The organism is Lacisediminihabitans sp. H27-G8 (genome assembly GCF_046156175.1).
In the GTDB taxonomy this organism is placed as follows: Bacteria; Actinomycetota; Actinomycetes; order Actinomycetales; family Microbacteriaceae; genus Lacisediminihabitans.
The window spans coordinates 920,114-933,510 of sequence record NZ_JAYLVL010000002.1 but is presented as its reverse complement, the minus strand read 5'-3'; the positions used below and the strand labels follow the sequence as shown (position 1 = coordinate 933,510).

The 13,397-nt window shown below is 60.7% G+C and carries 13 protein-coding genes, 1 tRNA gene and 1 pseudogene; 8 read left to right on the top strand and 7 right to left on the bottom strand.

All coding sequences use genetic code 11. The annotated features are described in order from the left end of the window. Positions 1-118: 118 nt before the first annotated feature. The 3 genes and pseudogenes from VLI63_RS09340 to VLI63_RS09330 all read right to left on the bottom strand — a co-directional run. Positions 119-448, bottom strand: a pseudogene (locus VLI63_RS09340) (phage holin family protein); the annotation flags it as partial. After that, complete coding sequence (locus VLI63_RS09335; RefSeq protein ID WP_409156580.1) at positions 445-1,245, bottom strand: hypothetical protein; 801 nt, start codon at positions 1,243-1,245, stop codon at positions 445-447. The pseudogene VLI63_RS09340 and the gene VLI63_RS09335, both read right to left, overlap by 4 nt. 184 nt (positions 1,246-1,429) lie before the next feature. Further along, complete coding sequence (locus tag VLI63_RS09330; protein WP_409156579.1) at positions 1,430-1,603, bottom strand: CsbD family protein; 174 nt, start codon at positions 1,601-1,603, stop codon at positions 1,430-1,432. 272 nt (positions 1,604-1,875) lie between these two features. On the opposite strand from VLI63_RS09330, the gene VLI63_RS09325 reads away from it, so the two are divergent. Then, the gene (locus VLI63_RS09325; protein WP_409156578.1) at positions 1,876-2,178 is read left to right on the top strand and encodes an ATP-dependent DNA ligase; all 303 of its coding nucleotides are present in this window, start codon (positions 1,876-1,878) and stop codon (positions 2,176-2,178) included. Between the two features lie 29 nt (positions 2,179-2,207). Here VLI63_RS09325 and VLI63_RS09320 read toward each other — a convergent pair whose 3' ends face one another. Next, positions 2,208-2,675, bottom strand: a complete 468-nt coding sequence (locus VLI63_RS09320) for a hypothetical protein (protein WP_409156577.1) — start codon at positions 2,673-2,675, stop codon at positions 2,208-2,210. A 770-nt stretch (positions 2,676-3,445) separates the two neighbouring features. On the opposite strand from VLI63_RS09320, the gene VLI63_RS09315 reads away from it, so the two are divergent. Continuing rightward, a complete protein-coding gene (locus VLI63_RS09315) occupies positions 3,446-4,135 on the top strand; it encodes a hypothetical protein (RefSeq protein ID WP_409156576.1) in 690 nt (229 codons plus the stop codon). Between the two features lie 1,005 nt (positions 4,136-5,140). Next, positions 5,141-5,374: a helix-turn-helix transcriptional regulator gene (locus VLI63_RS09310; protein ID WP_409156575.1), complete on the top strand. Its 234-nt coding sequence runs from the start codon at positions 5,141-5,143 to the stop codon at positions 5,372-5,374. Between the two features lie 265 nt (positions 5,375-5,639). Here the strand turns inward: VLI63_RS09310 and VLI63_RS09305 are convergent, their stop codons facing one another. Beyond that, positions 5,640-6,044, bottom strand: a complete 405-nt coding sequence (locus tag VLI63_RS09305) for a hypothetical protein (RefSeq protein ID WP_409156574.1) — start codon at positions 6,042-6,044, stop codon at positions 5,640-5,642. A gap of 294 nt (positions 6,045-6,338) precedes the next feature. On the opposite strand from VLI63_RS09305, the gene VLI63_RS09300 reads away from it, so the two are divergent. Continuing rightward, the gene (locus VLI63_RS09300; RefSeq protein ID WP_409156573.1) at positions 6,339-7,214 is read left to right on the top strand and encodes a hypothetical protein; all 876 of its coding nucleotides are present in this window, start codon (positions 6,339-6,341) and stop codon (positions 7,212-7,214) included. After that, a complete protein-coding gene (locus VLI63_RS09295) occupies positions 7,211-9,106 on the top strand; it encodes a hypothetical protein (RefSeq protein ID WP_409156572.1) in 1,896 nt (631 codons plus the stop codon). Before VLI63_RS09300 ends, VLI63_RS09295 begins: the two co-directional genes overlap by 4 nt. Positions 9,107-9,319: 213 nt before the next feature. Here the strand turns inward: VLI63_RS09295 and VLI63_RS09290 are convergent. After that, positions 9,320-9,401: transfer RNA gene (locus VLI63_RS09290), tRNA-Tyr, on the bottom strand. Positions 9,402-9,532: 131 nt separating this feature from the next. Here VLI63_RS09290 and VLI63_RS09285 point away from each other — a divergent pair. Beyond that, positions 9,533-10,552 carry a LacI family DNA-binding transcriptional regulator gene (locus VLI63_RS09285; RefSeq protein ID WP_409156571.1) on the top strand — a complete coding sequence of 340 codons (1,020 nt, stop codon included), beginning with the start codon at positions 9,533-9,535 and terminating at the stop codon, positions 10,550-10,552. A gap of 16 nt (positions 10,553-10,568) precedes the next feature. On the opposite strand, the gene VLI63_RS09280 is transcribed toward VLI63_RS09285, so the two are convergent. After that, positions 10,569-11,342, bottom strand: coding sequence for a lytic transglycosylase domain-containing protein (locus VLI63_RS09280; RefSeq protein ID WP_409156570.1), 774 nt, complete (start codon positions 11,340-11,342; stop codon positions 10,569-10,571). A gap of 41 nt (positions 11,343-11,383) precedes the next feature. Between VLI63_RS09280 and VLI63_RS09275 the strand changes: the two genes are divergently transcribed. After that, positions 11,384-11,872 carry a YajQ family cyclic di-GMP-binding protein gene (locus VLI63_RS09275; protein ID WP_354573801.1) on the top strand — a complete coding sequence of 163 codons (489 nt, stop codon included), beginning with the start codon at positions 11,384-11,386 and terminating at the stop codon, positions 11,870-11,872. 21 nt (positions 11,873-11,893) lie between these two features. Next, a complete protein-coding gene (gene cls, locus VLI63_RS09270; protein ID WP_409156569.1) occupies positions 11,894-13,369 on the top strand; it encodes a cardiolipin synthase in 1,476 nt (491 codons plus the stop codon). Positions 13,370-13,397: the final 28 nt, after the last annotated feature.

Here is a 13,397-nt window from a genome sequence, read left to right as displayed (position 1 = left end):
ACATCCTCGCCCGCTCCCGCATGCGAGCCCTGCCCGATACCGGAAGCGAGGTGAACACCGACACGATCATGGCCCTCAGCGCCTAAAACGAAGGATCAGCAGTTACACCACACCACGGGACTTGACCGCGTCCGGTCAGGAACAGGACGAGGGCAACGATCGCCCAGATCACTGCAACGATGACCCCGGACCAGCCGTTGCCGATCTGGGTGCCGATCGCCCACCACAACGCGATGGACAGGAACAACACCGCCATGATCCCGGCGTAACCGGCACCACCCAGGAGCCCGGCACCTTTGCCGGCGCGGGCGGCGGATTCCTTCAACTCCGCTTTCGCCAACTCGATCTCTTGCCGCATCAAAGTGGACAGATCCCCCGTCACTTCGGAGAACAACTCTCCCAGGGACGTGGATGCCGCTTTCTGCTCTGAGGGTGTTGAGTCGGTCACAGCCGTCCCTCCTGTCCCAACACGTCCTCTCCGTGCACGTGGGATTCCTGCGTGTACAGCGGTGTGTCATCGAACCGCGGCGTCGCCTCCGACGTGCCCAGAGGATTGACGACCGTCGGCGACGAGCTCGGCGCAGCGGACCCCGACGGTTGGACGTTGGTGCTGCTGGACGCTGAGGTGTCTTTCTGGTCGGCGGCGTTCGTGGCCAGGGCGCGGGTGAGTCGACCAGCAACAGCACCGGCTACCGCCGCCACCGCTATGAACGTTCCCGGGTTTCGGCGGGCGTACCCGGTCACCTCCGACAGCAGCGACCCGGGGTCTCTCGCGTCTAGCCACGACGCGGCGCGGCCCATCCGCTCCGACGCCTGCCGGACTAAATCCGATGCCACGGAGGGCTGCTGCGCCTGGGCAGCCATACTGCCCAGCTCCTCCCCGATGGAACGAAGCCCTGAGGCGACCCGTTCCTGCTGAAGCCCGGCCTGCTCCTTCAACTCGCGCTGCGTCGTGGCGTACAGATCTTTGACCTGCGTTTTGGCCTCGTTCACGACCTCAGCGGCTTCAGATTTGGCGGTATCGGCAACATGACCCACCTGAGTTGCGGTGCTGTCTTTCAACTCGGTTGCCTCACGTTTGACGGCGTGCATAGTGCCTGCCGAGTCCTCCGACTGGTACTCGGGCGCACCGACCGGATCTTGTAGATAGCTGTTAGACATCGTCTTCCCTTCGATCGAAAACTTTCGGTCCGAACGATTCGTATTTGTACGCCGCAGCAACCGGTCCCAAAAGGGGCTGCGCACGAGGCGGCACCGGTGTAGCAACTAGCGCGCGCAACGCCGCAGGAGCGGGCCGCCAGGATGCGGGGCGTGCGGGGTCGGGGCGCGCGAGAGCGCGTTCGGCGACCACCGTCCGGGTTCCCCTCTGCACAGAAACGCCCCGCCCGGATCAGGGTTTGATCCGAACGGGGCGCCGAGGTGGCGCGGATCAATTTTTGATCGCGTCCTTGATGTTCTCGCCAGCCTTCTTGATCTTCGCGGAAGACTGGTCGGCTTTTCCTTCAGCGACTTTGCTGTCGTTGCCGGTGGCTTTACCGACACCCTCCTTGATCTTCCCGCCCACATCCTTGGCGGCATTGTTCGCTTTCTCGTCAGCACCCATGTGCCTGTCTCCTTTCACTCACTACCAATCTAGAAACCTCCGGGGACTGCAGGCAGGGGTTGATCTGTTCACAGACCCCGCGTAATGACAGTCGGGCGTTGCTGAGCGCCAGTTCCCTCTCTGGCAACTACCGCTTCTGACTCGATCGTTGGGCGGCGTGGCGGTGCCGGTGCGTCCGAGTGTTCGCCCGTCCCCCGGGTCGCGGCCTTGAGTACGGAAGATGCTGAAGATTATTATGAGGTGAGCCCCAGACCCCGGCTCTAGGAGTCCCCATGGGTAGCCTCCATTACGGCGCGGTAAATGGTGAAATTGCGTTCGATGACCGTGCGCTTGCCCACCTTCAGGTCGTCATCGTTGCCAAACTGCGGCGACACGAGTCGTTCCAATTCTCCTGGACGAACTCACAGGCTAGAGGGGGCGGTCGCAACAGCATTTGGTTGTCTCCGGGAAGCAGCCTGCTATTCCGCTATAGCGGCAATCGACCTATTCTGATCAACCGGTCATGGATCGACGCTTTGGCGGCGTCGGCGAACAGCGGCGGCGGGCTCGTGTTTACCGGCGAAGTGCCCCTGTAGAACTTTCCGGCATGCGTCTCCGGACGCGGTTATCCGACCCACAGGTCAGGCGGAAGAGCTTCATGGTGGGGCATTCCGTTGGTTCGGCGTGCTTCTTTCATCTCCGCCTCGAAAAGATGCTTCTTCCCCTCGACAAGGGTCTGCCGAGCAGCTCGTTCCTCGTTCACGAATGCGGAATAGTAGTTCGTCTCGTACTCCTCGACGATCTGAAAGGTCCACCGCCCATCGATGACATTCCGGCCGACAATGAGCTCATCAATACGATCGGCGATGTGGGTATGTCCGGCGGCGCGCATCAGTTCGACGGCCTCTCCCAATGCCAGGTCAGCTTTTCCGGTCAGACGGTGGAAGCCGTACAGCAGCCCGCGGGCGTGCTCGACGACTTCGAGCGCCTCGGACAATTTCCCCAACGCCTCCACCGTCGCGTCAGAAACCCCGTCCGGTCTGCGGTGGGCGTCGTCGGGAGAATCAGCGCCCGAATCGGCGGTAGTCATCATCAATCCTTTCGCTTAAGGTCGGTGAGTAATGGGCGATCGTCAGCCGCCTGAGACATTGTCCACAGGAGTTCCGTCGGGCTGTTCCGTGACAAGTGGTCGGTCCGTCCGATCATCAGCGGATCCACCGGAGGCGGTGTCCGGCGCGTCAGAATCTGTGTAGCCGTCCCCAGTGCCGTTAGGTATTTCGTCAGGGTTTGTCGCTTCGCTGGTCATACTGCGACAGTAAGCTCGGTCTCCTCGCCCGGGCAGGGGTTGACGTGATGCCGAAAGCGACTTCTGCGATTCGGGTGCGACCCTAGTTCACTCGAAGGTCTCGGAGTAGTGAGCCAAGAGCTGGGCCAGGTCATCCCAGACGAAAAATGCCCCGGCGTTGAACGGTTCCAGCGCACCCGTGCCTCCCGAGCGTGAGACCACGCCTCTCAGACGCGCTCGCGCCGTAGCTTCGACATCTCAGCTGGAGTCCCCGACGGAAACCGCGTCGCACCTGCGACGTCTTCGGGGAGGGTTTCTACCGAAATAAAGTTGTCGACCTGCAACGCCATTCGCAGGGTGGTCAACTTGCCCCAAGGTGTTGAGAGCACGGCGTTGAGTCCGCGACGGACGACTTCTTGAAAATGAGGGTTACCGGGCGTCGACGATGCCTGTTTCGGCGCTCTCTGCACCGCCTACTCTGCAGAAACTAGGTCTTTCAACCCCGACGCTGTTGCCCCCTCCCGAAACCGTTGCCGTGGAAAGCTGTTCGGAGCGAATCTGCGACCTAAACTCCGACCATGGAACAGCACGAGTCCCGAAGCGCTCGCATCGAACATCGCTGGCCAGCCGTCGCGGCCCTCGTCTTCGCACTCGCCCTGTACGGGGCACTGCCGAATGACCTCATCACCGTTCAGCGTTACATCACCGTGGCGATCGGCATCCTGCTGCTGATCCCGCTCATCATCATCAACCCGCACCGGTTCAACCGACAGACCGCCTGGTCCCGGGTCGCCTCGCTGTCGCTGGCGATAATCGTGGTGGTCTCCAACCAAGTCACCCTTGTTTCCCTCGTCGCGGTCCTTGTCACCGGGCAGAGCAACGGACCATCGTTGCTGCAATCAGCGCTGCAGGTATGGGTGGCCAACGTCATCGGCTTCGCTCTGCTCTATTGGGAGATCGATCGTGGCGGACCGGTGATTCGTACCCTGGTGAAACGCTCCGATCTCCCTCGAGCTGACTTCCGCTTCCCCCAGGACGAGGATGACGACACCATTGTCGAAGTGGCTGCCGGCTCGTCGCTGAAATCAGACTGGACCGCAGGCTTCGTCGACTACTTCTACTTCTCGTTATCCAACTCGATGGCTTTCAGCCCTACCGACACTATGCCACTCACCGCACGAGCAAAGCTGCTCATGTCGTTACAGTCCTTCGGCGGCTTCGTCATCCTCGCCCTCGTCATAGCCCGCGCAGTCAGCCTCATCAACTGAGCCGCGCAATAACCCGGATGTGGCAGCCGGGACTCCGCTGTCGATGTCAGTAATTTGGTGACTTGCCCTAGACCTTCATCTACCGATGAAGGATGGGCGGAGACGCCACGCGGCCATCGCCTAAGGGAACGTCAACCGGCTTCAACGAGGGCTTGATCGCCTGAAAGACCTCAACCAGATGGCCGACCAACCACTCGGGGTAAGGCTCAGGTCCCAGCACTCCACCGTGTTTTCTGTACCAGTCATAGCCAGGCGGATGCAAAGCAAACGCCTCTTTTGACAGCTGCGGGTGAGCCGCAGTCCATTCCGTGAGCAGCTCGGCGTTGTGATCGTGTCCTTATGACCGAAGCCCCCAATAGGGTGGGCTCGTCACTACACAATCGACTCAGGCCAGCGGGAGGCGACTTGCTCGATCGAAGGCATCGCCGACTGACACAGTAGGTAGCTCGAGCGGGAGGGGCTCTGTCACATCAGACCGCGGGTCGCCCGAGTTTGTGCGGGCTGCAGACGGCAAAATGTCCCCTTGCGTGGTGTTGATGAGAGTAATTCGTCCAGCCTCAGGATAGCCTCCCCACGCCGTCAACCATCCGGCGGGATAGGACGGCTTCCAATCCGCAGCAGGTTTGGGGCGTTGGCTCGTTGGCGATAGCGTTTGGACGCCCTCCGTGATGCGCTCAGGCGGAGGGCGTCCGAAGTATTAGTCCCCCGCCTGCTTCGCCTCAGCCACATCCGAAGCCAAACGAGTGAAGATCGACGTACCCATGACTAGTCGGGATAGCTGATTTAGGTTAGAGGCAATATCGGCGGCCTCGCGACGGATAGAGCTGCCGCCAAATAGTCGAATGACTTGCGGAAGATTTGCCGGTATGCATCCACCTCGTCGCGCATATCTAATGGAGCTTTAGTTTCCCTTCACCGGACGGTGCGCCTTAGCGAATTCCTGCCTAGCTAGATAGTCAACGAGTGTGTACTGTAGTCATCAAATGTTGACCGTGAACTGGTTAGGTGCATTCAGTCACCCCGAACTACAGCGCGCTCCGACATGCGCTGTCTCACCGTCGGGCAGAGCTGGGATTGACTTACGAGGCTCTGGCCGAAGCTGCGGGGCTGAGTCGAACAGGGGTCATAAATTTGGAACTCGGCAACAGGCGTGGCAGCCTGGGAACGTGGTTCGCGCTCGCCCGGGCACTTGATGTACCTTTCGGCCAATTCATGGAACATCTGCAGGACGGTGATTAGTCACGTCGTAGCAGGAATGGCGCGGCTCCTTAAGACCGCCCCTCCGAGGCCTCGGGGCGGCCCAACCCCGATGAGAAGACATTTCGATTTATGGCGCTTCCGTAGCTACTGGGGCTCGGATTGGTCCTCAGCTAATCAAAAGTTAGCGCCATGGCTTCTTCGGCCGGTTCGAGCCTCACCAACTTGCTCCGTGATCTGCGAGCAGAACTGGTCGCGATCAGCACGGTCCCCACGGGTGCTGTCGAAAAGTCCGCCGATTTAAAGTTCAAGTCGGCTCTGGCCAAGTAGTGGAGGCAGTAAGCAGGTGCTTTACCGCGCCAAAGCGACTCGCCCAGGCCATCAAGTCAGCGAACTGCATCAGCGTCTCGCCGCGCTGGATCCGCACGAGGCGTTCGTAAGACATTCCGGGGACGTTGTGGAGCTGGTCAACGTAGCTTCGAAGCGAGTAGCCCTGCGCCAGCATGGATTCCCGCGCCGCGTTAGCTACATGGTGCTGCAGCTGAGCTGCCAAGAATCGTGGATCGTCCTTTCCCACGCCCTTGGCCGCCGTGAGCGCTCGGCTGGACTGGCCGAATTGCTTCGATTCTTGGACGAAGTTGCGAGGTTGAAATTTGAATGCGCGAGTGTCGTGTATCGGCCCGGTGGTCGGAAGCGATGGCGATTCATTCACTGAATGAGTCTAATCCACTCATATGAGCAATAGAACCGTCGGTAACGTGTTATAGCACCAAACAGTCTTTGCGGAAGTGCCGGGCCCGCTTCGTGTACTGCATAGGTACCAGGCATGACCGTCTCACGAAGTATTTCCCCTACCAGGCAGGTGTCCACTGGAAGGATCCCGACCAGCTCTGTCCCAACCCCATCATCATCCGACATCAAGCCCCTGCCAGCGACGCTCGACGGACAAAACCTCCGAAGACTTGGGAAGGAGGCACGTGCATCGCTTATGGACTATGTGCCGCAGATGCCTAAAGCCGAGTGGGCCAAGATTCGCTCCTTCGTGCTGGACGCTGTGGCGGGCTCATCAATTGGAACATCGCTTGACTCCGACCGGGCTCTAGTAATCACGGCGCCGTTCGTCCGATGGGCGGTCCTGAAGCAGGGATTGCCGCAAGAGGCAAGTGCCATTTTCACAACGCGGGCTATCGAGCAATACTGCCTCTGGCGTATTGAGAAGGACTCACTCACTGAAGGGTCTGTCGCCTCTTACCGAGCCGTCCTGCGCAGGGTTTCGGACCGAATCGCTCCGGAAACCAACCCTGAACCTACCCGCGCCTATTCGCGCAGACGGATCATGGACCCGTATGTCCGATCTGAACTCGATAAGTTCCGCGCCTGGGCCAACGGTCAATCAAACGATCTCCAGACACGCCGAGCGAAGCTGCTGCTGTCGGCCTGCGCCGGAGCCGGCTTGAACCCTGGAGAGCTCGGCACGATCCGACCGATCGATGTCGACATCAGCGAATCCGGGATCACGATATCGGTGCAGGGGGCACACCCCCGAAAGGTGACTTTGCTCGCTGAGTGGGAATCCATGTTTCTGGATGGGATCGCTGTCGCTGATCCCATGACGTTTGTGTGGGGAGAGACCGCCACCCGAACGAAAGACCGAAACTACATCGCAAGCTTCACGCATCGTTGCGTCGGCGTAGCCCCTCTTCCGACGAGGTTGCGAGGGTCGTGGATTGTCACACTCCTGGACCGCCGCGTTCACATAGCCACGATTCTCGAAGCCGCAGGTTTCACACACTTCGACAACCTGCATCAGTACCTCCCGTTTCTCACTAAAGAGGGAAGCCATGAAGCCCGATCCCAATTGCGCGGTGAGAGCGCAAAATGATCAGGCTCAAAGACGCGGACGCCGTTGCCAAGCTTGAACGGCGCATGACCGAAACGTTCGGCGTTGGATATGACGAGTACTACGCCGGAACGGCGAAGCGTCTAATCCCAGCGGCTTATTTCACCCTATCCACGAGAATCGCCGATACCTCCGGGATTTTGGAGTTGGTTGCCGCGTGGGATGCACAACGACGCAAGAGCCGCGCGGGCAAAAAGGCCATCCTTCCCCTCAGAGCGCTAATCGTGCTGTACCTCTTGAACGCGCAGATGGGTCTGGGCGTTACCTACGCCGAGTTAGCTCGAACGATCGCGCACCGCCTCTCACCCGAGCACCGCGCTGCGCTCAATATCCGATCAGAGTCGGAAGATTCCTATCTCTGGTATCGCCGAGTGTCCGAGACGTCATATCGCCTTATCGCGCTCATGAACCCGACCCCATCGCCGCTGCGGGCAATCCTCGACGCAGAGGCATTCGAAAAACTTATTGCTTCGATGGAGACAGCATCGGCGCTAGAACTTAGAGCACGAAACCAGGACCGGATCGATCAATACTGCAACCTGCTTGTCGAAGCATCTTTACGTCAACTCCCTAGAGACATATGGGACCGATACCGCGGCAACATCGCAATTGACGCAACCAAGGTCCACATCAGGGGCGCACTCAATAGTTCGAGCGAGATAGGTAGACGCTCAAATCCCGATCCGTTGGCCGGCCGGTACAGACGCGCGGGAAACCACGACGGAGAGGGTGCGAAAACCGACATTGCTGCGTACGAGCTTGAGACATCCGTAATGATCTGGAACAAACCCGGTGAAAGCACCATGTTCCCATCCTTGATCACCGTAATCAGTTGCCACAACCCGGGGAGGCTGATCGGGCACGCCGCCGCACACATGCAACGACAGAAAAACCTCGGGTTCGAGCACTTCACGTTCATCGGTGACCGCGCCTACAACGGGGGGAAAATCGAAGAGTTTCACTTCCCCGCCGCCCGCCTGGGTCTCGATCTGGTATTTGACTACCAGAAGGGCGACCTCGGGCTCCAATCGCATTTCGATGATTTGATCCAGGTCGACGGTTCTTGGTACGTCAACTGGATGCCCAAAAGGCTTATTTCAGTGACCGCCGACTTTCGAAAACTGGAAGATGAGATCAGCGCCGCGAAACGCGCCATCTACGAAGCCGAGCACGTCTCAAAGCGAGCCAAGACTTCTCCATCTCGAATGGAGGCCATGGCCGAAGCAAAACAAACGGCCGTCAGATTCCTCGAAGAGAACGTCACTGCGCTCGCAACGCAGCAAGATCAAATCGACATGCGCGTTCCGTATCAGATGATCCCGAAAGGCCGGCGAGACTCTGACGGTTTTCAGCGATTCAGCTACCCACCGTTCAGCAAGATGCTCGTCGGTCCCCCGGCTTCATACAAGAAAAAAGGGACGATCACGATCCCTCCAACCCTGCCCTTCGATGCTAAAGCCGAAGCGGGTCAACTGTCAGGACGAAAGCCGCGGGCCGAACGAGGCGAAACCACCAAAGAAAAACAACAGCCCATCAAGCACTGGCAGAACTACGCGTATAAGCGTCCAGAGTGGCGCAGTTATTACGGCATGCGGAGCTTGGTCGAGGCATCGAATTCTCTCTTGAAGACCAAAGATCACGGAGACATTGAAAGCCCTTCAAAACGTTCTGGACGGGGCTATGCCGCCACTTATCTCGCGCTCGCCTATTCGGCGGTGGCTTCGAACCTGAAAAGAATAGCTACGTTCTTCGCAAACGAAGCGCTGCGAATAGAACACTCAAAGGTCAAGCACCGCACCAGACGACGGATCGATAACCTCGGGAGGCCGCTCGCTGCATCTGTCGATGACGGCCCCCCAGGGTTGAATTCCTAGATCGAGCCTCCGCTAAATTCCCGTTTCAGCAAACAATTCGGCCCGCCCAAAAGCGGGCCGATTCTCTATTTAACCGGCCAAGCGTCGAAACGAGACCTGTATCAACGGGCTCTAAGCAAACCAAAAGGGATCGGGATGATTTTTCAATCATCCCGATCCCTTTGATAGCTGATATCCGGATTCTTCTTTCTACATTTCCGGAATGAGCCGCTGTGGCAAGTGCGAGATTCGAACTCACGAAGTCGTAGACGGCTGATTTACAGTCAGATCCCTTTGGCCACTTGGGTAACTTGCCATGCGCATCGACCACGGGCCGAACGCGCAAATAAAGGATACAGGGTGAATGGCTTCCGCGAAATCGAGGGCACGGCGAGCGAGGCCATAGGATTCAGTCGGTCGCACGACGATGAGTGAGAGGACGGGTGGATGGCTGGCATCCAGGAGGTCGCGGATGCCGCCGGTGTGTCCACCGCGACGGTGTCCCGGGCCCTGAGCGGCAACGGCCACGTCTCCGACATCACGAAGGCCCGCGTGACAGCCGCAGCCGCGGACCTCGGCTACGTCGTGAGCTCGAACGCCTCGAGCCTCGCAAGCGGGCGCACCAAGAACATCGGGGTCGTCATCCCCTTTCTCAACCGGTGGTTCTACAGCTCGGTGCTCGAGGGGGCCGAACGTTCGCTGTTGAGCAATGGCTACGACCTCACCCTCTACAACCTCGGTGGGGGCGGGGAAGAGCGACGCAGCGTTTTCGAGCACTTTCTGCTGCGCAAGCGGGTGGATGCTGTCGTCGCGATCTCCCTTGAACTCACCCCGGTCGAGCTCGCCGGCCTGCTCGCCCTCGGCAAGCCGATCGTGGGGGTCGGCGGACCGCTGGTGGGCGTGCGTACCTTCAGCATCGACGATGTGGCGGTCGCTCGCCTCGCGACAGAGCATCTGCTCGCCCTCGGACATGTGTCGATCGCCCACATCGGCGGCGACCAGGAGTCGGAGCGGGACTTCCACCTGCCCACCAACAGGCGGGTCGGATACGAGGCCGCCCTGGAAGCCGCGGGGATCTCGCCGGATCCGTCGCTGTTCCGGTCGGCGGATTTCACCATTCCGGGTGGGTACGCTGCGGCGAAGCAACTGTTCGGCAACCCGCGGACCCGGCCGACTGCCGTGTTCGCCGCGTCCGATGAGATGGCCATCGGCACCATCCTCGCAGCGCGCGACCTCGGACTGCGGGTGCCCGCCGATATCTCGGTGATCGGCATCGACGGCCACGAACTCAGCGACTTCTTCGGACTCACGACGATCGCGCAATTTCCCGAACTGCAGGGCCGGCTTGCGGTCGAGTTGCTCATGGACGAGCTGCACCCCGATCGCCGAACCCTCGGTTCGTCGAACACGCCGCTCCCCTTCGAACTCATGGTGCGCTCGACGACGGCGCGTCCATCGGCGCGGTGATCTCCGCGGTGATCGCCTAGGGCGACGGCGCCACGTCGGCTGCGTAGCCGGTGGAATAGCGGATGACGTCATCCAGGTACCGCTGTGACCCGTTGTAGGCGAGCACCGCCTGCCGCCAGCCGCTTTCCGTATTCAATGCCTTGCCGCCGGCGCGGCACAGGTAGCCCGCCGCGGCGAGGGTCGCGTCATCGATGTTCTGCGGATCCTGTACCCCATCGGCGTTGCCATCCGCGTGCCAGTTGCGCCAGGCCTCCGGGATGAGCTGCATCGGTCCGACGGCCCGGTCGATGCTCGCATCTCCGTCGATCGTCCCCTTATCGGAATCGGGGATGTTCGCGACGGCTCCCCCGTCGAGCGGCACCCCGAAGATCGCGGGGGTGGCCGTGCCATCCGCGGCGATGTGCCCGCCGAAGATCGTGCCGTGGCGCGACTCGATGTCACCGATGCCTGCAAGCGTGTTCCAGCCGATTCCGCACTCACGACTCTCGAACGAGATCGCCACGCCGGCGTAGGCGGCGAGTGCCCGCGACGGAATGCCGGTCTTCTTCGCGGTGGTTGCGACCCAGGCCGGATCGGCGAGCGCCGACAGGGCAGGGCCGGCTGGCACCGCTGCGGCGGTCACGGGCGCGGCCGTCGCGAACCGCGCGAGCGGGGTCGACGGGCCCGCGGCATCCGGAAGCCGATGAATCGCGATGCCTCCCGGCAGTGCGAACACCACGATGGCGCCGATCACGGCCACGGTGACCACCAGGCCAGCCGCGGAGATCAGGATCACGCGCAGAATCGACATCGGCTCCTATCTTCGTCCGACACGCCCGTTAAACTGCTGGCATGGCTGACCCAACTTTTGACATCGTGAGCAAGGTCGACAAAATGGAGGCCGATAACGCGCTCCATCAGGCACAGAAGGAGATCGCCCAGCGGTACGACTTCAAGAATGTGGGGGCAGAGGTGGACTGGAGCGGCGAGAAGCTGTTGCTCAAGGCCTCCTCCGAAGATCGCGTGAAGGCGGTGCTCGAGGTGCTCGAGGCGAAGTTCATCAAGCGCGGCATCTCCCTGCGCAGTCTCGACACCGGGGATCCCTACGCTTCCGGCAAGGAATACCGCATCGACGTCTCGCTCAAGAACGGCATCTCCAGTGAGGACGCGAAGAAGGTCTCGAAGCTCATCCGCGACGAGGGCCCCAAGAGCGTGAAGGCGCAGATCCAGGGCGATGAGTTGCGCGTCACGTCGAAGAGCCGCGACGACCTGCAATCGACGATGGCGCTTCTCAAGGGCGCGGATCTCGATATCGACCTGCAGTTCGTCAACTTCCGCTAAGCCCTCCGCGCACCCGAACCAGTGGTCTCATTCATCGTCAACTTCTTCGCGAGCTCGGTCTTTGCGACGATCGCGCTGGTGATCGACATCGTGATCCGTGTGCTCGCGGTGATCATCGTTCCCCAGAATCGCAAGCCGCAGACCGCGATGGCCTGGCTGCTCGCGATCTTCCTGATCCCGTACATCGGCATCGTGCTCTTCCTGCTGTTCGGCAGCAGAAAACTCCCGAAACGGCGACGAGAGAAGCAGGTGGAGATCAATTCCTTCATCCTCGAAACCACCGAGGGGATGGATCGGGTCGAGAAGGAAGTCGACTTCCCCGGTTGGCTGGAGCCGATCGTGGAGCAGAACCGCACCCTCGGCTCGATGCCTCTCGTGGGAGGCAACACGGCGAAGCTCTACACCGAGTATTCGGAGTCCCTCGCCGCCATGACCGAGGCCGTGGGCACGGCCAAACGCTTCGTGCACGCGGAGTTCTACATCCTGTCGTACGACCCGACGACGAAGCCGTTCTTCGACGCTCTCGAAGCGGCGGTGGCGCGAGGGGTGACCGTTCGGGTGCTGCTCGACCACGTGGCATCCATCCGCTCCCCCGGTTACCTGCGGACCATCCGCCGCCTGAAGCACATTGGCGCGACCTGGCACCTGATGCTGCCGATCCAGCCCTGGCGTGGTCGCTGGCAACGGCCCGACCTGCGCAACCACCGCAAGCTGCTAGTGATCGATCGCACCCTCGCCTTCACCGGCTCGCAGAACATGATCGACCGCAGCTACAACAAGCGCGGAAACATTCGCCGCGGCCTCAAGTGGAAAGACCTGATGGTGCGGTTCGAGGGACCGATCGTCGCGGGCATCAACGCCCTCTTCGTCACAGACTGGTACAGCGAGACCGACGAGTTGCTCATGCGAGAGACCGACCGCATTCCGGACGAGAAGATCAGGGATGCGATCGACGCCCAGGTCGTGCCGAGTGGCCCCGGATTCGATCTGGAGAACAACCTGCGACTGTTCGACTCGCTCGTGTACAGCGCGCAGCGCCGGGTGATCATCACAAGCCCGTATTTCGTGCCGGATGACTCGATGCTCTACGCCATCACCAATGCGGCGTATCGCGGACTGGATGTGCAGCTATTCTGCTCAGCAGTCGCGGACCAGCCCGTGGTGTTCCACGCGCAGCGGAGCTACTACGAGGCCCTGCTGCGAGCCGGCGTGCGCATCTGGCTCTACAAGTCGCCGACAGTGCTGCACGCCAAGCACTTCACGATCGACGAGGAGGTCGCCGTGATCGGCTCGAGCAACATGGATATGCGCTCCTTCAGCCTCAACTACGAGATCTCCGTCATGCTCCACGGACGTCATATCGTGGCGCAGCTTCGCGAGGTGGAGGAGTCCTACCGCCAGCAGTGCACGGAACTCACGCTCGATGACTGGCTCACTCGCCCCCTGCGTTCGAAGGTGCTCGACAACACGGCGCGACTGACGGCGGCCGTGCAGTAGATCGGATCAGTCGGGAGTTCGGTCTCCC